Source organism: Brucella sp. (genome assembly GCF_032066345.1).
In the GTDB taxonomy this organism is placed as follows: domain Bacteria; phylum Pseudomonadota; class Alphaproteobacteria; order Rhizobiales; family Rhizobiaceae; genus Brucella; species Brucella pseudogrignonensis.
In genome coordinates this window covers 1-20,818 of sequence record NZ_DAMBKZ010000037.1, presented here as the reverse complement: position 1 = coordinate 20,818, position 20,818 = coordinate 1, and the positions used below count along the sequence as shown (strand labels likewise).

Below are 20,818 nucleotides of genomic sequence, written 5' to 3'. Positions count from 1 at the left end.
GGGCTACGTGCAATCGACTGGAAACGGCGCATGGGCCGGAGCTCCTTAAGATTTGATGTTCCTGCGTAACCAACCAATAATCATATTTAGGTTAAGGCAGGCTCAAGAAGTATGGTTAACGATTTCTTTCGGCCAAATGCAAACCGGTTTTTCCGGCAGCAATTCTGTTTCTAGCCCTTGATGGCTAAATGCGGCAGAAACACGGCCCAAAGGCTAAGATTGTGGCAATTTGAGCATAATCAGCCAATCTAGAGCTCTGTTCGCTCCTAATTCGCCTGTAGCTCTGTATTGGTCGTGCAAAATAAAAGGCGCGAAACAGAAGTTTCGCGCCTTGTTAAATATCAATGCAGCTGACGGCACTATTCGAGCAGTGGCGACCAGGCCGGATCGGAACCGAAGTTCGGCGTCTGGATCTGGCGCTCGTTACGACCGGTCAGATCAATCGTGAACAGCTTTGGTCCACCAGCACCCGCAGCTTTGCGGAAGAACATCAGGACGCGACCGTTTGGAGCCCAGGTCGGACCTTCATTGTGGAAGCCAGAAGTCAGCAGACGTTCACCTGTACCATCGGTCTTCATGACACCGATCGAGAACTGGCCCTGCGACTGCTTGGTGAAGGCGATCAGATCACCGCGTGGCGACCAGACAGGGGTCGAGTAGCTGCCATCACCCGCCGAGATACGGCGTGGATTGGAGCCATCAGCGCCCATGACATAAAGCTGCGGACGGCCACCACGGTCGGACGAGAAGACGATCTGCGAACCATCAGGCGAATAAGACGCACTGGTGTCGATTGCCTGACTGCTGGTGAGACGGGTTGTCGAGCGATTACGCAGGTCCATCGTGTAGACGTTCGCACTGCCATCGTCCTGCAGCAGGCTCATTACAACTTTCTGACCATCTGGCGAGAAGCGTGGTGCAATCGACATGCCGGGGAAGTTGCCGACAAGTTCGCGCTGACCGGTTTCAAGCTGCAGCAGATAAACGCGCGGCTGACCACCAGCGAACGACATATAAGTGACTTCCTGGCGGTTCGGCGAGAAGCGTGGCGTCAGAGCAATGTCACGGCCATCGGAAAGATAGCGCACATTCGCGCCGTCCTGATCCATGATCGCAAGGCGCTTGACGCGCTTCTGTGCCGGGCCGGATTCATCGACAAACACGATACGTGTATCGAAATAGCCCTTTTCACCGGTCAGGCGCTCATAAATCGCATCGGCGATGATGTGCGCAACACGACGCCAGTTATCCGGCGTGGTGAAAAACTGTTGGCCGATCATCTGCTGACCGCCAAACGTATCCCACAGGCGGAACTCAGCCTTCAAACGGCCATCTGGCTGCTTGGTAATGCGGCCCGTCACCAGTGCCTGCGCGTTGATAACTTTCCAGTCTTCAAAACGCGGCGATGCATCGGGATTGGAAATCTTTTCGATGAACGCGCCTTTGTTGATTGGCGCAAAAAGGCCAGAGCGCTCAAGATCCGCAGCAATGACAGAAGTGATGTTCGGTCCAAGCTGATCTGCCGACAGGAAGTCGGTGATAGCAATTGGCAGTGGCTCGACCACACCCTTGTTGATGTTGATTTCCACCACCGCGCGAGCAGGCATGGTGGAAACAAGACTTGCAGCGATCACACAGGCGAAAGCCGACAAGGCTGCGCGGATCTTTGTTTTCATGATGCCTATTTTCATATCTTCTGGGACCTCTTTTGTCCTTGGCATTCAACTTGTTTGCGACCGGAAATCCGATCAGAACATTTCGCTCGGGTCGAAGTTGACGATCACTTCCGACCATGAATCATATTTGTCTGCTGGCAGATTGTATGGTGCGCAACGAGCCACAGCGCGCTTGGCGCTTTCAGCTGCCGCACGGCCCACACCGTCACCACCGCCACCAGATGTTACCTCAGGAGAACCTTGGATAGAGCCGTCCTGATTAAGACGCATCTTCACCGTCACGACCAGACCTGGAGCGTCTGCCACACCGGCAGGCACATTCCAGCACTTGGAAATCGCACCACGAAGGGCATCCATTTCATTCTGGCTCAGCTTCGAGCCGCCTGTATTCTTCTTGCCGCCCAGCGATGCCTGATCGGTCGAACGCTTTGCGCCGCCGCCCGATGCCTTCTGCTTGTTGAGGAGTGCTGCCACTTCATCAGCAATGGCGTCATTCTTCGACTGCGAAGTCTGCGAGGCGGACTGCGTAGGCTTCTTTTCTTCCGTCGGCTTGCGATCAGGCGTCTTTGCCGTCTGCGCCTGCGGAGGTTTAGGCTTTGCCTGTGGTGCCGGAACATTATCCGGCAATTTTGGAGCCGTCTGATCAGGTGCTTCCGCCTGCTTCTCGATTGCTTCCGCAACCGGATCCGGCTTCACTTCCTGCTTTTCTTCAGGCTTGGTCTGAACTTCGGTTGCAGGCACCGGTGTCGGCTGTTCCTGCGGCTTGGGTTCAGGTTTTGGATCGGGCTTCGGTTCCGGCTTTTTCACCGGCTCCGGCTGTGCTTTTGGTTCCTCAGCCGCTTCAATGGGCTTCGCCTTGTTATCAGGCTTTGGAGGCGTCTGAAGATCGACGTCGTTGTCGCCGACGTTTTGAGCATCGGGAACGACATTCGGCTTTTTCGTCGGAACAGGCGCCGACTTTTCCTTCATCGGCGCAGTCTTATCGCCCTGCTGGATCTGGGTAATCGATTCGATCGGCACGATGTCGACCGGAAACGACTCCGAATCCTGCACGTCGAAAGCCTTCGGCGAGGAGAAGGAGAAAAGCCCCAACGCGATAACGACGGTATGGAGGGCTACAGAAGATGTCAGGCCAGCCTTCATGATGGCGTCAGCTATCCTGCTCCTGGAGTGTCACAAGGCCGATATTCTTGAAACCGGCGGCGGAAATGCGAGCCATGACCTTCATGACAGTGCCGTAATCGGCAGCCTTGTCACCGCGCACGAAAATGCGCTCTTCGTAACCGGTCTTGGCAATCGCCTGAAGTTTGGCAACAACTTCATCAAGCGGAATTTCAGTTTCCTGCAGATAGATCTTGCCGTCATTGCTGACCGATACAGTGATCGGCTGCGTGTCGGCATTCATGGCTTTCGCCTGCGTATCTGGCAGATCGATAGGCACGCCAACCGTCAGAAGCGGAGCAGAGACCATGAAGATGATAAGCAGCACCAGCATCACGTCCACGAATGGCGTAACGTTGATTTCGCTCATCAATGCCTTCTTGCGGCCACGCCTGCCGCGTCCGCCCGATTGCATTCCCTGATTTCCAACTGACATGCCCATTTCAATATTCCCGAAGGCTCGATTTAGCTTTGATGCCGGAACGCTCTATTTTGTTTTCACGCTTGTCGTTATCGGAAAACCGGTTCCCACTTTTCCGCGACATGCTTTAGCTGCGCGGCGTCAGCTTCTCATCAATTTGGCGCGACAGTATGGCAGAGAACTCATCCGCAAAGCCTTCGAGCCTGCCATTGACCTTACCTGCGTCACTCGACAGCTTGTTGTAGGCAATAACTGCAGGGATAGCGGCCAGAAGACCGATAGCAGTAGCAAGCAGCGCTTCCGCGATACCCGGCGCCACGACGGCGAGATTGGTGTTTTTGGATGCCGCAATTGCCTGGAACGAGGTCATAATACCGACAACCGTACCGAACAGACCGATAAAGGGTGCCGCTGAACCGATCGTTGCGAGGAAACCGAGCCGCGATTCCAGCTTTTCGCTTTCACGCGCCAGTGCCACATCCATCGCCTTGTCGATACGCATCTGAAGTGCAATCGGAGACCGCGCACCCTTCTCAAATGACTTTTTCCACTCGCGCATGGCAGCCATGAAGATGGAGGCCATGCCCGTTGTGCGACGATCATTGAGATTGCGGTAGAGCTCTTCCAGCGATTGACCGGACCAGAAAGCCTGCTCGAAGCGATCAATTGCGCGGCGTGCGCGACCGTAAGCGACAATCTTGTCTACGATGATCGCCCAGGTCCAAACCGATGCAACGATCAGACCAAGCATAACAAGCTTAACGACCCAGCCTGCCTGCATGAACAGGCCCCAGAGGGTAATATCGGCGGCAGGGGCCGCAAGCGCAACATTTTCCATCGATCTACCGTCCTCGAATCCAAACGCCCGGCGTCATAACCGGGCGGCATCGCAAATTCTTCTAGAAACGTCCGTTTCCGAACGCCCCAACCTGCGCAGCTTTATCTAACGAGCTTTTTGCACACCCTGACGGATATGCTGACGCTCTGCGCCACAACCGCCATATCGGATTTCAACTTTAAATCCTCACAGCGCTTGTTACGGTTAATTTTGGTGAAAGGAAGGCGCTGCACTTCAACCCAGCCTCTCAACCGATTCCGTCAGCATGATTAATGGAATATTATGGTTAAGGATGCGTTATCATTTAAAGAGAAGCACCATGTACCCGTTAATTATTGCGGGCGTTTCTGAAACTATTAGAGCGCCATGCATCCTCTTGGGCACACAAAGGTCGCTCTAACACTCTATCTTTACAGCATAATTTTACCTCAAACTGATCCAAGTTTAAGGAGTTACGCTGTAGTCAGCTTTCGTGAAAGCTTCACGCCATTCATCGGGAATACGGCGGGGGTGACCTTCCTTGGTGATCATCACCGCCTCGACCTTGGCTTCTGACAGCAATCGTCCATCACAGGTGATCTTCTGCGCCATAATGACCCGTGCCCCGCGAATTTCGCTGACACGGGTTTCGATCAGGATGAGGTCGTCCATCTTTGCAGGCGATTTATAGTCGATCTCCATGCGGCGAACGACCCAGACCATTTCCTCACCAAGCGAACCTTCAGCAAGCTCGATATGGTGAACATCCTGAAGACGCAGGAAATCGGTGCGGCCGCGCTCGTAAAATTCGAGATAGCGACCGTGATAAACGAAGCCCGAGAAATCCGTATCGGCATAATAGATGCGGGCATAGAGATGATGGGTCCCGTCTTTCAGTTCGCCCGCAACCTGTGCATGATCCATAACTATTCGTCTTCCATGAAAAGGCCGAACTGCGACTGTTGTGTCACCTCAGCAGGCGCGGCCAGTCCCATATGTTGCCAGGCAAGTGCCGTCAAAACACGCCCTCGTGGGGTACGCTGCAAAAAGCCCTGCTGGATCATATAGGGTTCGATGATGTCTTCGATTGCATCTCGCGGTTCAGACAATCCCGCTGCAATTGTTTCGATACCGACCGGACCACCGCCAAAATTGCGTGCGATCATATCGAGATAACGCCGGTCGAGCTGATCAAACCCGCGATTATCGACTTCGAGACGCGACAACGCCTCATCGGCGATCTTGCGATCAATCACATCGACACCTGCGACCAGCGCGAAATCGCGCACCCGGCGCAACAAACGGCCTGCAATACGTGGTGTGCCGCGAGAACGGCGCGCCACTTCCAGCGCACCATCTGGCGAAATGCCCATCTGCATGATGCGCGCACCACGGCGCACGATATATTCAAGCTCTTCGACCGTATAGAAATTGAGCCTGACCGGAATACCGAAACGATCCCGCAAGGGCGTGGTCAGCAGCCCAAGACGGGTGGTCGCTGCAACCAGCGTAAATTTCGCAAGATCAATCTTCACCGAACGCGCCGCCGGACCTTCACCAATGATGAGATCGAGCTGAAAATCTTCCATCGCTGGATAGAGAATTTCTTCGACAGCCGGGCTCAAACGGTGAATTTCGTCGATGAACAGAACATCGCGATCTTCGAGATTGGTCAGAAGTGCTGCGAGATCACCGGCCTTGGCAATCACCGGACCAGAGGTCGAGCGGAAATTAACGCCAAGTTCTTTGGCCATGATCTGCGCAAGCGTGGTCTTTCCCAGTCCCGGAGGCCCGACAAACAGCACATGGTCCAGTGCTTCGCCGCGCACTTTTGCAGCTTCAATAAAGACTTTTAGATTAGCGCGCGCAGCCGCCTGCCCCACAAAATCATTAAGCGTTTGCGGGCGTAGGGTGCTATCGGCATCTTCAGCGCTGATATCAGCATCAATAAGAGGGTTGCGGTCGCTCATGCCAGTCCTCTCGCATGAACATTAATCCGAGACAAGTATCTCACCGCGACAGCTCCTTCAAACCAAGGCGAATGAGCTTGGCCGAATCTGCATCTTCTCCGGCTTCTCTAAGTGCTGCAGCCACCGCATTGGCCGCCTGATCGCGTGAATAGCCTAGATTGGATAGCGCTGAAACCGCATCGCTCACTGGTGCGGAAGCCGCACCCGCGCCGATTTCCTGCTTAAGCCCGATGGTGCCGCTGGCTTCCCCCGCGAAGGCCGGTGCCTTGTTCTTCAACTCGGTAACTATACGTTCGGCCACCTTCTTGCCAACGCCCGGCGCACGCGACACCATATTGATATCGCGCAAAGCAATCGCATTGGCGAGTTCCGGCACCGTCAATGTACCCAGAACGGCAAGTGCCACCTTGGCACCAACGCCCTGCACATTCTGCAACAGGCGGAACCATTCGCGCTCAAGCTGCGATGCGAAACCATAAAGGCGGATCATGTCCTCGCGCACATAGGTCTCGATAAACAGAACAGCCGCTTCCCCTGCCCCGCCAAGATTACCAAGCGTACGGGCCGAACAAAAAGCAACATAGCCAACGCCATGCACGTCGATAACGGCATGATCCTCAGCGATTTCATCGATCACGCCCTTGAGCTTGCCGATCATTTGATACCTATCCTGCTACAAGCGCATCTCGAAAAATGTGTAACGGTTTTCGGAACAAGATGCGCGTTAACTTAGAAGCGCCTGCAATCTGCGTGCGCTGACAATGCTCTGACGGTGATGTGCATGGCAAATGGCAATGGCGAGCGCGTCGGCAGCATCGCTCGTATCGAACGTTGCGCGCGGCATCAAAACCTTCACCATCATATGAATTTGCTGCTTTTCACCATGGCCGACACCAATGACCGCCTTCTTGACGGCGTTGGGCGCATATTCGGCAACAGGAAGCCCCGCCTGAGCAGGCGCCAGAAGTGCAATACCGCGCGCCTGACCGAGCTTGAGCGTAGCAGTTGCATCCTTGTTGACGAATGTATGTTCGACGGCGGCTTCATGCGGCATGAAGTCATGCAGGACTTTTGCGAGCCCCTCATGCAACTGGCAAAGCCGTGAAGCGAGATCCATCTCGGCATTCGACGTCACCGTGCCGGAGCCGATAAAATGCAGGGAATTTCCAAGCGATTCGACGATGCCCCAGCCGGTTCGGCGGAGCCCCGGATCAATACCAATGATGCGAATCGTTTCTTTCATAAGTGAACCCTATCCTCAGACAGGTTCACTTGACAGCATAAATGTGAACAAAAGAGAAACATGCGCGCCGGGAAGCGCACATCAAAAAAATATCAGGAAGCGCCGAAAGCGGTTTTGAGCAGTACAATCTGATCCGACACCGGATTGCCGCGTGGTGTGGTCTGCAGCGAAACGACTTCGCCATAGACATTGCGATCCATGCGGCGCACGCGTGCCTGAAGTCGGATCGAACGCTCGATAAGTTCAACGAAGGCGAAAGGAAGTTCATTCCAGCCTGCCGCTACATCGCCTGCCGATGGCGTATCAAGACGAACCTTGGCCTTTTCGGATTCAACCTGCTGGCGGGACATTTCGCCATTGCGGGCAGCGCGCTGCAGCAGAAGCCATGAAGCAACCTGCATCAGGCGGGTGGTCAGGCGCATCGATTCGGCAGCGTAAAGCGTTGCGGCAACTCGCGAGAGAGTGCGCGCTTCTTCACGGCCTTCACCATCGAGGTAGCTGGCCGCTTCCTCAACCATATCCATGCCTTCACTGTAAATCGGCTTAAAGGAATCCGAGAAAACCATGCGCTCAGCGAGGCTGATCATATTGCCCGGCATCTGTCCCTGTTCGCTAATCACTGCTCTGCCACCTTACATGAACGCATCAGCGTCCATTTTGTTGCTCGCACACCTCAAATGCATGCGAATGAATTTCTTGAACCGCTGTTCGATCATGGGGAGAGCGAAGACGGAACAGCCGCTTTTAATGAGTCCACGACAAACTGCACCTTCATGCACTGTCGCGCAAGAATATGTTTAATGAAGAGTTAATATTTTTGGGAGGATTTTCAATGATGGTAAACGACTAAAGCCAGTCGCGGAAAGACCGGAGCTGGCTTTCCGATAACGATATGCGCGAAAACAAAGAGATAAGCGTGCAGCGGGCGCAATCAAACGCGTGACGCTCTGAAAACTCTGCCCGCAAGAAGAGCATAAAAAAAGAGCCGCAAAGGCGGCTCTCAGGAGTTTAACAGGGAGGCGTCAAACAGAGTGGCTAAACCACTCGGTAAGAATCCAGCCGAACTGGATGTAAACCATTTAACGCCGTTAAGATTAATGAAGCGTTAATTTTGGGCTCAAGCTGTGGAAGTTTCCGCGCCCTGTCAGCAAGCCCAAATAAAAAAGCCGCCCGAAGGCGGCTTTTAAAAATTACTCGATCATACCCGTTGCAAAGCAGGTTTCGGGTTTGATGCGGCCGGAACCTTGGTGCCTTCGGCGGTTGCAGGCTTTGCCGCTGGCTTCTTGCCCCAACCGATCGTTGGCAGCCACTCAAGATAATAAGCCAGTGCGAACTGCATCACCACGCCCGTTGCAATCAACAGCGCATCATATGGCAGACCACCCGGATTAACGAGCTTCATCACCTGTGCGACCATTGCCAGCAGCGTACCCGCAATGAAGACCGGGAGCGAATGCTTACCCAGAATGGCAAGCGGATTATCAGAAGACGTGCGCGCAATACTGTTTAACGTCGGCACAACCGCGATCAGATAAGCCATCGCCAGCACATGCAGTAGACGCGGAGCTGAAAGGAAGGTTTTGTCAAAGCCGGTCAGGACCGCAGGCATTCCCATCGAGGCATCAATGCCCCAGAGCGGAATACGAACCCAGGCCAGCGACAGAACCAGATAACCGACAGCAACTGCAATCAGCGCAGGATGTGCCGGGATTTTATCACCGCGACGCACATACATGACACCGGCAATACCGATCGCAAACAGGAACTGCCAGGACAGTGGGTTCAGGAACCAGACGCCGCCAGTCGGGTAGTTGATCGGTGCAACGCCATAAAGACCCGACAGAAGCCAGACTGTACCCGACACGGCAACCATCAGAGAAAGGCTGATGCGTGCAAGGAGCAGCAGCAGTGGCGTCATCAGAAGCATGACGGCATACATCGACAGAATATTGTTGTAGCCGAGCTGATGTCCAAGCGTGACCAGACCAAGCAGAGCTTCAACCGGCTGCTTGACCAGCGGGCCGATATTGATCTGCGTGAGCAGCTCACGATGCTTGAGGAAAATGGCGGCGGCAGCAAAAATACCGATCGTCGCAAGCGTCGTCATGATGTGCGCAGTATAAAGCACACAGGCGCGACGCCACATTTTCAAGGTCAGCACGAGACGATTACCCGGCGCAAACTTGCCGCCATAGGCCAAAGCCACCGCCATGCCTGAAATCAGAACAAAAGCTTCAGCGGAATCAGAGAAGCCGAGATTCTTGTGCGTGAAGTGCTCGAAAATCGTTCCGGGTACATGATTGATGAAAATCGTAAGCAGTGCCAGCGCGCGGAACACGTCGATACGTGTATCGCGAACCTTTGGCACTATTTTCGCCGTTTCACTCGTCATTTCGCCTGCCTGCCGTTTGTTTTTCCGTCTGCAATAGCGCAGCACTCATTGCCGCCTATATAGCTGGTAATTCGGGCGGAACCCGGTTGGTTCCAATCAACTTTCGTTCCAGTGGATAACATAATGCCAGAACACGACCTTCCGGCCCTTCAACGAAGGCGTGCTAATGCAAAAGGACTGTTCAACGAAGTCCTCTTACTTTATGCCCGAATTCCATCAACATCTTTCGCTAGGTTTGGTTTATGAACACGCCCAATACTTCACAGGAAAATGAACGCTGCCGCCTCTTGCTGGTCGCACCACCGCTTGCCGATGGTGATGCGCTGGCAAAGCTTTTGTCTGCAGCGCTCTCAGGTGGCGATGTTGCGAGCGTGATTCTCGACGGTGGCGATCTGGATGAAGCCGCTTTTCAGGCATCAGCCCAGAAAGCCGTTTCCGTCATTCAGGAAAATGGTGCGGCGGCTATCATTCTCAATGACACCCGCATTGCAGGTCGCGTCGGTGCCGACGGCATACATATCGAAGGCAAAGCCAGTGAACTTGCTGAAGCCATCGAAAAGCACACGCCAAAATTTATCGTTGGCACGGGCAATCTTCGTGATCGTCACGGCGCGATGGAGATCGGCGAACTGCAGCCTGATTATGTTTTCTTTGGCAAAATTGGCGCAGACAATAAGCCCGATGCTCATCCTCGCAATCTTGCGCTGGCTGAATGGTGGGCTGAAATGGTCGAAATTCCAAGTATTGCACAGGCCGGCAATACGATTGAAAGTGTCGTTGAAGCAGCACAAACCGGCGCTGATTTCGTGGCCCTCGGCCGTGCAGTCTTCGAGGCCGAAGATCCTGCAAAGGCTGTCGCTGAAGCCAACAGGCTTCTCGATGAAAATGCACCCCGCTTTGAAAATTAAATCCGCCAAGGTTTTGTACGCCCCCATGAAGAGCAGAATTCTTCTCGCTACGGCTTTGATCTTTGTTGCATCTGCCCCCGCTGCAATGGCTGCGGGTGAACCGACAGGCGCACAAACAAACCATGACAGCAAGGGCGACAAGCCTGCGGAAAAGCCCAAAATGCTGCCGCAACCGGCATCAACCAGAACGCTTCCGGCGATCGATCCAAGCCGGTTTGGCGATAAGCCTGCGGATGAGGCTTTCGGTGCGTATCAGCGTGGGCTTTACCTGACTGCATTCAACCTCGCCAAACCGCAGGCTGAAAAAGGCGACCCAGCATCACAAACGCTGATCGCAGAGATTTATGCGCGTGGTCTCGGTGTACCTGCCGATCAGAAGCAAGCCGCTGAATGGTATGCGAAAGCAGCTGCGCAAGGCGTTAATGAAGCGCAGTTCCGTTATGCGGCCTTGCTTCTTCAGGGCAAATACATTGCGAAGAATACAGCCAAGGCCACAGAGCTGATGCAGAAGGCTGCCGAAGGTGGCAATGCCATGGCGCAGTTCAATTATGGGCAAATGCTGCTCATGAAAACACCGGGTAAAGCTGGTCTTGATCAGGCATTCCCGTGGTTTGAAAAAGCGGCTGATGCCAAGCTTGCCGATGGCGAATATGCGATCAGCCAGATTTACGCCAACGGCACCGACAAGATTGCACGCGACGAACCAAAAGCGCGTGAATATCTGCTGCGCGCCGCGCGCAAAGGCTATGATACAGCGCAATTCGATCTTGGCCGCTGGCTGATCGAAGGGCGTGGTGGCGACCGCAATTACGAGCAGGGCTTTGGCTGGATGCAGATTGCTGCGCAACGCGGAATGGTGATGGCGCAGGCATGGCTTGCCCGCCTTTATCGCGATGGCATTGGCACGGATGGCGATCTTGTTAAGTCAGCGGCCTGGTACATCATTGCTCAGAGAGCCGGTTTCCGCTCGCCGGATTTGAATGACATGATGGATGGTCTTGCAGACGACCAGCTCAAACAAGCAATCCAGACAGCAAACGACCTGCGGGTTCGATAATAACAGCCTTCAACAAAGCCTATAAATCCCAAAGCGCGCACCTATAGCATAAAGTGTTGAGCGGCCTTTGTGCGTCCAAGAGGGCGCACAGCGCTCTAAATGAACGCGCTTTTTATTTGCGGCTTTGGCCGAAGCCTTATACAAAAACTCCATGAGCATGGCTCATGGAGTTTTGGTTAAGCCCGAGTAGCGATTGAACTTTTTTCAAGGCGTGATGCGTTAGCATCTTGAGCCGCCTTGGTATTACTGGCTTTCGTAAGCCTTTTTGCTCGCATCATAAACATAGGTCGTCGCATCATCAGCGCCGAGCTCACGCGTCTCGCCCGGAGCAGAGATCGTCGTACCCGTAAAATTTACCACCAGCTTGGGCATATCCGACTTTTCATCCGGAGCAAAAGCCACCTCGCCCTGGCTCGACACACAGGGCATCACTTCGCCGTCAGAGCAGGCAGCGCCATTATCTTCACCCGCCAACAGATAGCCGACATGGGTCCATGATTTGTTGAAGGCGAATATGTCAAAGCCATTGTAGGACGAACCGTTATCGAAACCGGCAATAGGAACGGCCAACACAATTTTCCCTGACGGCGTGCGATATTCTGCAACCTTGCGGTTCGTATCGACTTCGTCGGGTTTCTCGTAAGAGCCCATCGAACCGATATCACGCGCAGCATGGGCAAGCGTCCATGATCCATCCACCAGCACAAAGGTTGCTTCCGAGAGACTGACCTGAGCCTCCGGGCCGGCCTCTCCGCCCTCAGCCCCCTCTTTTTGCACGGGCGTTTCCCATGCAAAGCCGGTGAAATATTGCTTTCCTTCCAGCTCAAACTGATGACCCAGCCAATAGGTCGCCGTTACTCCTTTTCCAACATCGTAGGAATCAGAGCCGTTACCATCTACCTTGTAGATTGCTTGCAGAACTGCCCCCGCATCAGGTGCGGCGGCGGCGGCATCATGCTGGTGAGCATTAACAGCTGGAGATGCGGCTGAAGCGATGGTTGGAACACAAACAGCTGCGATAGTCGAGAGCAGCAGGCCTGCTGCGGCTGAGTGGAAAAACTTTTGACGGATGCCGGGGATTGCCTTCGCTGCGGTTTTCATAACTCTCTCCAGAAATTCTTGAGCATTATCGAACCGGAAGAAAACACGGAGCGATAAGATTGCGCCTCGGGTATAAAGTCGTGAACATACTCGAATGAGAGGTCTCACACAGAAAATCCTAGAGCGTCCTGCGCCCTTTTCGGCGCACAAAGATCGCTCTAACACTCTATACGTTCAGCATAATTCTACCTCAAACGAATTCAAGCTTGAGGAATTGTGCTGTAGTCGGACATAGGGCAGATTTTTCTGTCAGACCACAAGAAATTGCGATTAAGCTGAGCTGGCTCTGCAAAGCTGTTTCCGATGTTCCGCATCTTCAGACAGAAAAATTTATGCCTGAGATGATGCCTTACACGCCAAATTTCGCATTCAATGATACCGAGAATGAGCTCTCAGGCTTGCACAAAGCGCCATTTTATGGTCTTGGAAACCCGATTATCGTGGTTCGAGTTAAAAGATGGACGCAATCCCCCAATTTAACGTGGGCGATTGCCTTTCTGTCGTGATGCGCCGGGCCGCAACAGTTTTCACTTTTTATTCCCGGATTAAGCTCATGAAGATCAATGGTAACGAAATCCGCCCAGGCAATGTCATCGAGCATGATGGCGGTCTGTGGGCTGCGGTTAAGACCAATGCGGTCAAGCCAGGTAAAGGCGGCGCCTACAATCAGGTCGAACTGAAGAACCTCATCACCGGCACCAAGCTCAACGAACGTTTCCGCGCTGCAGAAACCGTTGAACGCGTTCGTCTGGAGCAGAAGGACTTCTCGTTCCTCTATGAACAGGGTGAAGCTCTGGTATTCATGGATACAGAATCCTACGAACAGCTCGAACTGCTCAAGGATTTCGTTGGCGACCGCGCAGCCTTCCTTCAGGACGGCATGATGGTCACGGTCGAACTTTACGAAGAAAAGCCAATCGGCATCCGTCTTCCAGAACAGGTTACGCTTGCAATCGTTGAAGCTGACCCGGTCGTCAAGGGCCAGACCGCTGCTTCTTCCTACAAGCCAGCGATCCTCGAAAACGGCATCCGCATCCTCGTTCCACCATTCATTGAATCGGGTGAACGCGTGATCGTTGACACCAGCGAACTGACCTACATCAGCCGCGCATAATCCACTTATCCAAAATTCAGCGGCGCCTGCTTGTCTGGCGCCGCAGTCCGGCCTCTCCATGAGACCGTGACAGTTCTTTCTCAGATTGCTCAGTTTTGAGTGCCATTCGATCTGATCCGATCAGATCGGCGCTCTCAGGTTTATAAACGCGCATCTTTTCCGAAAACCGGCTCACAGGTTTCGGGATGCGCTTCTAAAAAGGATGATCAGATGGCGCGTTCAGCCCTTCTCAATGTAATGGTTCAGGCCGCTATGAAGGCCGGACGTGGCCTTGCGCGCGATTTCGGCGAAGTGCAGAACCTTCAGGTCTCTCTCAAAGGTCCAGGCGATTACGTCAGCCAGGCCGACCGCAAAGCGGAAAAAGTCATCTACACCGAACTGAGCCGCGCCCGCCCGGATTTTGGCTTCCTGATGGAAGAATCGGGTGAGGTTGAATCCAAGGACGGACAGCATCGCTGGCTGATCGATCCACTGGATGGCACCACCAACTTCCTCCATGGTATTCCAGTTTTTGCAGTCTCCATCGCTCTTGAGCGTCAGGGACAGATCGTTGCTGGCGTTATCTACAATCCGGCAATGGACGAACTTTATACCGCTGAACGTGGCGGTGGCGCATTCCTCAATGATCGCCGTCTGCGCGTTGCAGCCCGTAACAAACTCGTCGATTGCGTTATCGGCACCGGGATCCCGCATCTGGGTCGCCCCGGCCACGGCCATTACCTCGTCGAACTGCGCAACGTCATGGGTGAAACCGCCGGCATTCGCCGTATGGGTGCGGTTGCTCTCGATCTCGCTTATGTTGCTGCTGGTCGTCTCGACGGCTTCTGGGAAGACGGTATGCACCCTTGGGATCTCGGCGCAGGCATGTTGATGATCCGCGAAGCCGGTGGCTTTGTATCCGACAAAAAGGGCGGCCAGGACATTTTCGGCACCAAGACCATCGTTGCTGGCAATGAAATCATTCAGAAGGCATTGCTCAAGACGGTCAACAAGCCGATTTGAGAAGCTTCGTAACGCTGTTGATCCGGTTTTATTTGCATCTGGATCAACTTTTGAAGAATCGACGAGAAGGCCGATCCAGTAATGGACCGGCCTTCTCTATTTAATTTAAAGCTTTAGTATCAATAAAGCGATTACCACTGACCGAGAAATTTACCTACAGCCTCAAGTATATTTCCAAGAATATTCCACCAATGCATGGCAGCCCCCTCAAATAAAGTTGAATTTACAATTTAAAATTATCAAATTTCTGAAATATAAAAATAACAATATTTAAAATAATTCATATTAACAATTATAAACAATAAAATCAGCCGATCCTAAAATAGGATATGGCAGCGCGAACAAATAATACCGCTCATTTACGAGTTTATGCTCTGTCGCAGTTCAGGCAATAATCTTCATAAAGCTGTGCAATTTTCTCGTTTCAGGTGATTCCGCTTCGCTAACGAATGAAGTAGGATTCTGTCCGAACACCCGACCATGGAGCAGGACGCATGAGCGATTTGAGACTTTCACGGGAACGCCTTGACGATGCACGGGACTATGATCCTTACCGCCTGAGCAGCCCGAGAATTGTCATTCTCTCCATGGTAATCTTTCTCATCATCGTCGCATTTCTGGCGGCAGTCCTGATGCGGCAGATCCATACATTCTTCGTCACCAATCCGGGTCTTAACGGCCTGATCTTCGGCGTGCTGCTCGTCGGCATCCTGCTTGCCTTCGGGCAGGTGCTGCGGCTGCTTCCGGAAATCCGCTGGGTCAATTCGTTCCGCGATGGCGAACGCGACGGCACCACCCGCCCGCCCGTGCTCCTTGCACCCATGCGAGCCTTGATCGGTCGCAGACAGTCGATGGCACTAACAACCACATCGACCCGATCCATACTCGATTCGATTGCCACGCGCCTTGATGAAAGCCGCGATATTTCGCGCTATCTCATCGGCCTTCTGGTCTTTCTCGGCCTGCTTGGCACCTTCTGGGGCTTGCTTGAAACGGTTGGCTCCATCGGACAGACCATCCAGTCGCTCGATCCAAGCTCGGGCAGCACAACAGATGTGCTCGATTCGCTCAAAGCAGGGCTTCAGGCACCACTTTCGGGCATGGGCACGGCTTTCTCCTCCTCGCTGTTTGGTCTTTCGGGATCGCTGATTCTCGGCTTCCTCGATCTTCAGGCTGGCCGCGCGCAAAACCGCTTCTATACCGAGCTTGAAAACTGGCTTTCCTCGGTCACAGACCTCGGCTCCGATCTCAGCACCGACGAAAGTCTCAATGGCGTCCGCAACCTCGCTGAGCGCGTACAAAACCTGCAAGGCGGTGACGCATCGAGCCAGCGCACATCAGCTGCTCTCGCCAACCTCGCCGAAGGCATTCAGGGGCTGGTTAAGAGTATGCGCAGCGAACAGCAGATGATGCGCGACTGGGTCGAGAAACAGGCAGATGAGCAAAAAGCCATCCGCGAAACGCTCGACCGTCTGAACAAGGCGATTGGCGCAAAATCCTCTGGCGAACGTCCGAACGACCGCACACGGCCGGAGTAAGCACAATGGCTCTAGCCCGCAACCGCCGCCCGCAGCGTCATGTCGATTACTGGCCCGGCTTCGTCGATGCACTGACGACATTGCTGCTCGCCATTATGTTTCTGCTCACAGTCTTCGTGCTGGGGCAGTTTCTGCTGAGCCGCGATGTAGACACCAAAGACAGCGCTCTGGCACGTCTCAACAGCCAGATACAGGAACTCACACAGCTTCTATCGCTTGAGAAAAGCAATTCGCAGGACATGCAGGACACGATTGCCAATCTGCAAGCCTCGTTGTCAGGAGCGGAGAGCGAACGCTCGCGTCTGCAAGCCCTTCTCAATGAAGGCAGCGGCGCGGGTGCTGCCGCCGAAAAACGCGCAGGTGAACTGAGCCAAAGCCTTGATGCCGAAAAGCAGGTCAGTGCGCAGGCGCTCTCGCAGGTCGAATTGCTGAACCAGCAGATTTCAGCGCTGCGCCGCCAGATTGCAGCTCTTGAAGATGCGCTCAATGCCTCCGAATCGCGTGATCGCGAATCGAATGCCAAGATCGCTGACCTCGGTCGTCGTCTTAATGTGGCGCTCGCACAGCGGGTGCAGGAACTCAACCGCTACCGTTCCGACTTCTTTGGCCGCCTGCGTGCGATCCTGTCCGACAAGGAAAATATCCGCATTGTCGGCGACCGTTTCGTGTTCCAGTCGGAAGTGCTTTTCCCAACGGGCTCTTCCGATCTCAATCCTGCCGGTCAGGAAGAGATGAAGAAGCTCGCTGATGCGGTCATCACGCTCAACCAGGAAATTCCAGATGACATCAACTGGGTTCTGCGTGTGGATGGACATACCGACAATGTGCCGCTGGCAGGCACGGGTCGCTTCCGCGACAACTGGGAGCTTTCGTCAGCACGCGCAACGGCAGTGGTCAAATATCTGATCGCCAATGGCGTACCAGCTAACCGTCTGGTTGCAGCAGGTTTTGGCGAGTATCAGCCGCTCGATAGTTCCGATGCACCCGATGCCCGCGCAAGAAACCGCCGCATCGAGCTGAAGCTGACGGAGAGATAAACTAAAATTTTAGCATTTCCAGAAAAAGTGCGAAGCGGCTTTGCGTCGGATAATGCGTAAAAACAAGAAGTTACAGCGGTTCCGACGATTTTTTCTTAACTGGAATCGCTGTAAGGGGGCCATGAGCCCCCATTTTTATTTACCGAAAACGCCTGCGCCTGCTTCAAATTGCAGCTTGGCGAGGCGGGCATAAATGCCGCCCTTCTCAACCAGCGTCTGATGCGTACCCTCTTCAACAATCTGGCCCTTGTCGAGAACCAGAATGCGGTCGGCTTTCAGAACCGTTGCCAAGCGATGCGCCACAACGAGCGTCGTGCGATTATCCATGAGGCTATCAAGCGCCTTTTGCACCAGCATTTCACTTTCTGCATCAAGCGCCGAGGTGGCTTCATCCAGCAGCAGAACGGGTGCCGCACGCAGGATCGCACGCGCAATGGCAATGCGCTGGCGCTGACCGCCTGAAAGCGTAACGCCGCGTTCGCCGACTTCCGTGTTATAGCCCTTGTCCAGCGCCATAATGAAGTCATGCGCGAGTGCTGCCCTTGCTGCAGCCTCGATTTCAGCATCGCTTGCACCGGGTTTACCGAAGCCGATATTCTCGCGAATGCTGGTGGCAAAGATCGCAACATCCTGTGGCACCACGGCAATGCGTTCACGCACCTTGGCAGGGTCGGCTTCAGGCAACGCCACACCATCCATCAGCACACGACCGGATTGCGGATCGTAATAGCGCATCACCAGCGAGAAAATCGTGGTTTTGCCGGCACCGGACGGGCCGACAATCGCAACCGTCTCACCGGGCTTTACAGTGAAGCTGACACCATTCAGCGACGGTGCGTCCGGGCGCGTTGGATAGGAGAAATGCACCTGATCTAAGCTGATCTCGCCACGCGGCGGTTGTGGCAAGTCAACAGGATTTACCGGGGCGGAAATGCCGGGGTTTTCATCGAGAATTTCTGCAAGCCGTTCGGTGGCACCCGCGGCCTGCGCAAGTTCACCGCCCACTTCCGAAAGCGCGCCAAAAGCGCTGGCTGCAAAGACTGCATAAAGAACGAACTGGCCCAGCGTTCCTGCTGTCATTGTGCCGGAAAGCACATCACGCGAGCCGAACCAGAGCACGGCAACCACGCTGGAGAAGATCAGGAAAATTGCAAAGCCTGTCAGAATGGCGCGTGCTTTGATGGAGGAACGTGCCGCCTGATAGGCCTTCTCGACGGCATTGGCAAAACGCCCCACCACCATATTTTCGTTGGTGAAGGCCTGCAGCGTGCGCATCGCCCCGATCTGCTCACTGGCATAGGCATTGGCATGTGCCAGCATATCCTGCGTCATGCGTGAGCGACGACGCACAGAACGACCAAAAGCGATCAACGGAATCACGATCAGCGGAATAGCCGCAATCACAAGTGCGGAAAGCTTGGGGCTGGTGACAACCATCATGATGAGCGCGCCAATACCCAGAATCACATTGCGCAGCGCTACAGAGGCCGTAGCCCCTACAACCGACTTGATCTGCGTGGTATCGACCGAAAGACGCGAGACGATCTCGCCCGACTGCGACCGATCAAAGAATTCCGGCGACAGGCTGGTCACATGGGAAAAGACAGCATTGCGCAGATCTGCCACCACGCGCTCGCCCAGCGATATGACGAAGAAATAGCGCAGGCCCGATGCGAGCGCCAGAACCAGCGCCAGCGCCACCAGCATACCGAAATAGTTATTGACGAAGACCGCATTGGCGCCGGTGAAGCCATGATCGATCATACGGCGTACGGCAACCGGGACAGCAAGAGTCGTCACAGCAGCAAGAACCAGCGAGAACAGCGCTCCAATAACCAGAGGCTTGTAGCGCGAGAGGAAAGGAAGCATCCGCCTCAGTGGCTTCAATGAACGGCGCTTACGCCCTTCCTTAGCACCCTCCCCAGCCCCCTCTTGGGCATTCAATTCTGGATTCATGCGAATTTGACTGTCTCTGCTGGCCATTCTTGAGATTGCGCCCTTGTTATTAGCGTGCGCCTGATGTATAGGCTCGCCAACCCTTTTGGAAGCCGTTGCCGTCGGTAACGGGTCTTCATATCTGCCATTGGGCGAAAGTGCCGCAGTTTTAAACAAGAAACTGGGATTTTCACCCCAGACTTTCAGGATTGAGAAGATGAAAGCCAGCATCCATCCCGACTACCACACCATCAAGGTCGTGATGACCGATGGCACTGAATACATGACCCGCTCGACCTGGGGCAAGGAAGGCGATACGATGAACCTCGATATCGATCCTACCACGCACCCAGCTTGGACCGGTGGTTCGCAGACCCTGCTCGATCGCGGCGGTCGCGTAACGAAGTTCAAAAACCGTTTCGGCAATCTCGGTATCTAATACTGACATTGATGAACTTACGAAAAACCTCGCTTCGGCGAGGTTTTTTGTTGCCTGCCTCTCTGCGCAAAAGGGCGCTATAATCGCGCTCTGCAGCTTGCCATCCAAAAATGGAAACCAATTTTGGGCAACGACATGCGTAAAAAAACAGATAGAGCGGCTCCAACGATTCGGCCTTAACTGGAACCGCTCTAAATGCGAAATGCTCTAATACCAAAACCCCATGAGTATGACTCATGGAGTTTTGGTTAAGCCCGAGTGGCGATTGAACTTTTTCAAGGCGTGATGCGTCAGCATCTTCACGCCTTGGTATAACGGCTGGAGGTCGGCAAAATGAAGCGAGCAATGTCTGGCATATTGATCGCCGGAAGTTCGCATGTCGGGAAATCGACATTTGCCGCGCGACTGACAAAAGCCCTCGGGTGGAGCCTGATTTCAACGGATAGTCTTGCCCGGCACCCCGGGCGCCCCTGGCCTACCGTCCGCCCCGCCGTCGCCGAGTTTTATTCAAGCCTTTCACCTGAAACCATTCATTGGTTTCTAAAGGTGCATCATGAAAACATATGGCCTCTCATTCGAGAGAAAATCGAGGGGCACATCCATGAAGGGCGACAATTCATCTGCGAAGGGTCGGCGTTGCGTCCAGAATATCTGGCGACATTGAACACCGCTTCAACCGAATGCGTCTGCCTTTATGCCGACGATGATTTTTTGCTCAGCAGAATGCGCAGCGAGGCAGGTTACGATCACGTTGATAGCAGCCTTCGGTACATCATCGATAAGTTTATCGAGCGCTCACTCCGGGACAATTCAGAACTGAAGGCATCTGCGCTAAGCAATCAAATAAGATTGGTGAATGCGGCAGATATGATGGAACTGAACCAGTTCTACGAGCAGTTATTGCAACAGGCATCCAATAACTCCGAGAAATAAAAAACTCCCGGACAAGCCGGGAGTTTTCGTAATCGGAACTGAAGCCTAAACTCAGGCGCTCAGCTTTTCCATCA

The 20,818-nt window shown here is 53.9% G+C and carries 20 protein-coding genes; 8 read left to right on the top strand and 12 right to left on the bottom strand.

Going from position 1 to position 20,818, the window contains the following annotated elements; all coding sequences use genetic code 11:
* Positions 1-359: 359 nt before the first annotated feature.
* The 10 genes from tolB to RT142_RS24110 all read right to left on the bottom strand — a co-directional run bounded on the left by tolB (position 360) and on the right by RT142_RS24110 (position 9,680).
* A complete protein-coding gene (tolB, locus tag RT142_RS24155) occupies positions 360-1,691 on the bottom strand; it encodes a Tol-Pal system beta propeller repeat protein TolB (RefSeq protein WP_007876573.1) in 1,332 nt (443 codons plus the stop codon).
* A gap of 57 nt (positions 1,692-1,748) precedes the next feature.
* Complete coding sequence (locus RT142_RS24150; protein WP_064321043.1) at positions 1,749-2,819, bottom strand: cell envelope integrity protein TolA; 1,071 nt, start codon at positions 2,817-2,819, stop codon at positions 1,749-1,751.
* A 7-nt stretch (positions 2,820-2,826) separates the two neighbouring features.
* Positions 2,827-3,279, bottom strand: coding sequence for a protein TolR (gene tolR, locus RT142_RS24145; RefSeq protein ID WP_313032106.1), 453 nt, complete (start codon positions 3,277-3,279; stop codon positions 2,827-2,829).
* 106 nt (positions 3,280-3,385) lie between these two features.
* Positions 3,386-4,096 (bottom strand): protein TolQ, encoded by a 711-nt coding sequence (tolQ, locus tag RT142_RS24140; protein WP_007876578.1) that lies wholly within the window; start codon positions 4,094-4,096, stop codon positions 3,386-3,388.
* Positions 4,097-4,540: 444 nt separating this feature from the next.
* Positions 4,541-4,999, bottom strand: a complete 459-nt coding sequence (locus RT142_RS24135; protein WP_007876581.1) for a YbgC/FadM family acyl-CoA thioesterase — start codon at positions 4,997-4,999, stop codon at positions 4,541-4,543.
* Between the two features lie 2 nt (positions 5,000-5,001).
* A complete protein-coding gene (gene ruvB, locus RT142_RS24130) occupies positions 5,002-6,045 on the bottom strand; it encodes a Holliday junction branch migration DNA helicase RuvB (protein WP_112807884.1) in 1,044 nt (347 codons plus the stop codon).
* Positions 6,046-6,085: 40 nt separating this feature from the next.
* Complete coding sequence (gene ruvA, locus RT142_RS24125) at positions 6,086-6,703, bottom strand: Holliday junction branch migration protein RuvA (protein WP_064321046.1); 618 nt, start codon at positions 6,701-6,703, stop codon at positions 6,086-6,088.
* A gap of 66 nt (positions 6,704-6,769) precedes the next feature.
* Complete coding sequence (gene ruvC / locus RT142_RS24120) at positions 6,770-7,288, bottom strand: crossover junction endodeoxyribonuclease RuvC (RefSeq protein WP_064321047.1); 519 nt, start codon at positions 7,286-7,288, stop codon at positions 6,770-6,772.
* Between the two features lie 92 nt (positions 7,289-7,380).
* Positions 7,381-7,887: a DUF1465 family protein gene (locus RT142_RS24115; RefSeq protein WP_007876590.1), complete on the bottom strand. Its 507-nt coding sequence runs from the start codon at positions 7,885-7,887 to the stop codon at positions 7,381-7,383.
* A 599-nt stretch (positions 7,888-8,486) separates the two neighbouring features.
* On the bottom strand, positions 8,487-9,680 hold the full coding sequence (locus RT142_RS24110) for an OpgC family protein (RefSeq protein WP_079212266.1): 1,194 nt from the start codon (positions 9,678-9,680) through the stop codon (positions 8,487-8,489).
* Between the two features lie 242 nt (positions 9,681-9,922).
* Between RT142_RS24110 and RT142_RS24105 the strand changes: the two genes are divergently transcribed.
* Together RT142_RS24105 and RT142_RS24100 are read left to right on the top strand one after the other, a co-directional pair.
* A complete protein-coding gene (locus tag RT142_RS24105) occupies positions 9,923-10,588 on the top strand; it encodes a thiamine phosphate synthase (protein WP_064321049.1) in 666 nt (221 codons plus the stop codon).
* 25 nt (positions 10,589-10,613) lie between these two features.
* Positions 10,614-11,645, top strand: coding sequence for a tetratricopeptide repeat protein (locus tag RT142_RS24100; protein ID WP_039860152.1), 1,032 nt, complete (start codon positions 10,614-10,616; stop codon positions 11,643-11,645).
* A gap of 243 nt (positions 11,646-11,888) precedes the next feature.
* Here RT142_RS24100 and RT142_RS24095 read toward each other — a convergent pair whose 3' ends face one another.
* Positions 11,889-12,746, bottom strand: coding sequence for a hypothetical protein (locus RT142_RS24095; protein WP_313032101.1), 858 nt, complete (start codon positions 12,744-12,746; stop codon positions 11,889-11,891).
* Positions 12,747-13,299: 553 nt separating this feature from the next.
* Here RT142_RS24095 and efp point away from each other — a divergent pair.
* From efp to RT142_RS24075, 4 genes are all read left to right on the top strand, one after another.
* Complete coding sequence (efp, locus tag RT142_RS24090) at positions 13,300-13,860, top strand: elongation factor P (protein ID WP_007876600.1); 561 nt, start codon at positions 13,300-13,302, stop codon at positions 13,858-13,860.
* Between the two features lie 210 nt (positions 13,861-14,070).
* Positions 14,071-14,862: an inositol monophosphatase family protein gene (locus RT142_RS24085; protein ID WP_079212611.1), complete on the top strand. Its 792-nt coding sequence runs from the start codon at positions 14,071-14,073 to the stop codon at positions 14,860-14,862.
* A 494-nt stretch (positions 14,863-15,356) separates the two neighbouring features.
* A complete protein-coding gene (locus tag RT142_RS24080; RefSeq protein ID WP_064321050.1) occupies positions 15,357-16,400 on the top strand; it encodes a MotA/TolQ/ExbB proton channel family protein in 1,044 nt (347 codons plus the stop codon).
* A 5-nt stretch (positions 16,401-16,405) separates the two neighbouring features.
* A complete protein-coding gene (locus RT142_RS24075; RefSeq protein WP_007876613.1) occupies positions 16,406-17,437 on the top strand; it encodes a peptidoglycan -binding protein in 1,032 nt (343 codons plus the stop codon).
* A gap of 135 nt (positions 17,438-17,572) precedes the next feature.
* Here RT142_RS24075 and RT142_RS24070 read toward each other — a convergent pair whose 3' ends face one another.
* Positions 17,573-19,393: an ABC transporter transmembrane domain-containing protein gene (locus RT142_RS24070; RefSeq protein ID WP_313032096.1), complete on the bottom strand. Its 1,821-nt coding sequence runs from the start codon at positions 19,391-19,393 to the stop codon at positions 17,573-17,575.
* Between the two features lie 196 nt (positions 19,394-19,589).
* Here RT142_RS24070 and rpmE point away from each other — a divergent pair, with 196 nt between their 5' ends.
* Together rpmE and RT142_RS24060 are read left to right on the top strand one after the other, a co-directional pair.
* Positions 19,590-19,811, top strand: coding sequence for a 50S ribosomal protein L31 (gene rpmE, locus RT142_RS24065; protein ID WP_007876617.1), 222 nt, complete (start codon positions 19,590-19,592; stop codon positions 19,809-19,811).
* Positions 19,812-20,144: 333 nt separating this feature from the next.
* Entirely contained in the window at positions 20,145-20,744 is a 600-nt protein-coding gene (locus tag RT142_RS24060) for a hypothetical protein (RefSeq protein WP_312472882.1), read from the top strand.
* Positions 20,745-20,818 lie beyond the last annotated feature (74 nt).

What these genes read in the sequence shown, in the direction of transcription:
- RT142_RS24110 (WP_079212266.1), bottom strand. Translation starts at nt 9,680, where the DNA reads ATGACGAGTGAAACGGCGAAAATAGTGCCAAAGGTTCGCGATACACGT.
- RT142_RS24095 (WP_313032101.1), bottom strand. Translation starts at nt 12,746, where the DNA reads ATGAAAACCGCAGCGAAGGCAATCCCCGGCATCCGTCAAAAGTTTTTC.
- ruvA (WP_064321046.1), bottom strand. Translation starts at nt 6,703, where the DNA reads ATGATCGGCAAGCTCAAGGGCGTGATCGATGAAATCGCTGAGGATCAT.
- RT142_RS24105 (WP_064321049.1), top strand. Translation starts at nt 9,923, where the DNA reads ATGAACACGCCCAATACTTCACAGGAAAATGAACGCTGCCGCCTCTTG.
- rpmE (WP_007876617.1), top strand. Translation starts at nt 19,590, where the DNA reads ATGAAAGCCAGCATCCATCCCGACTACCACACCATCAAGGTCGTGATG.
- RT142_RS24070 (WP_313032096.1), bottom strand. Translation starts at nt 19,393, where the DNA reads ATGAATCCAGAATTGAATGCCCAAGAGGGGGCTGGGGAGGGTGCTAAG.
- tolB (WP_007876573.1), bottom strand. Translation starts at nt 1,691, where the DNA reads ATGAAAATAGGCATCATGAAAACAAAGATCCGCGCAGCCTTGTCGGCT.
- RT142_RS24085 (WP_079212611.1), top strand. Translation starts at nt 14,071, where the DNA reads ATGGCGCGTTCAGCCCTTCTCAATGTAATGGTTCAGGCCGCTATGAAG.
- tolQ (WP_007876578.1), bottom strand. Translation starts at nt 4,096, where the DNA reads ATGGAAAATGTTGCGCTTGCGGCCCCTGCCGCCGATATTACCCTCTGG.
- RT142_RS24135 (WP_007876581.1), bottom strand. Translation starts at nt 4,999, where the DNA reads ATGGATCATGCACAGGTTGCGGGCGAACTGAAAGACGGGACCCATCAT.
- RT142_RS24115 (WP_007876590.1), bottom strand. Translation starts at nt 7,887, where the DNA reads ATGCCGGGCAATATGATCAGCCTCGCTGAGCGCATGGTTTTCTCGGAT.
- tolR (WP_313032106.1), bottom strand. Translation starts at nt 3,279, where the DNA reads ATGGGCATGTCAGTTGGAAATCAGGGAATGCAATCGGGCGGACGCGGC.
- ruvB (WP_112807884.1), bottom strand. Translation starts at nt 6,045, where the DNA reads ATGAGCGACCGCAACCCTCTTATTGATGCTGATATCAGCGCTGAAGAT.
- RT142_RS24150 (WP_064321043.1), bottom strand. Translation starts at nt 2,819, where the DNA reads ATGAAGGCTGGCCTGACATCTTCTGTAGCCCTCCATACCGTCGTTATC.
- RT142_RS24075 (WP_007876613.1), top strand. Translation starts at nt 16,406, where the DNA reads ATGGCTCTAGCCCGCAACCGCCGCCCGCAGCGTCATGTCGATTACTGG.
- RT142_RS24060 (WP_312472882.1), top strand. Translation starts at nt 20,145, where the DNA reads ATGAAGCGAGCAATGTCTGGCATATTGATCGCCGGAAGTTCGCATGTC.
- ruvC (WP_064321047.1), bottom strand. Translation starts at nt 7,288, where the DNA reads ATGAAAGAAACGATTCGCATCATTGGTATTGATCCGGGGCTCCGCCGA.
- RT142_RS24100 (WP_039860152.1), top strand. Translation starts at nt 10,614, where the DNA reads ATGAAGAGCAGAATTCTTCTCGCTACGGCTTTGATCTTTGTTGCATCT.
- RT142_RS24080 (WP_064321050.1), top strand. Translation starts at nt 15,357, where the DNA reads ATGAGCGATTTGAGACTTTCACGGGAACGCCTTGACGATGCACGGGAC.
- efp (WP_007876600.1), top strand. Translation starts at nt 13,300, where the DNA reads ATGAAGATCAATGGTAACGAAATCCGCCCAGGCAATGTCATCGAGCAT.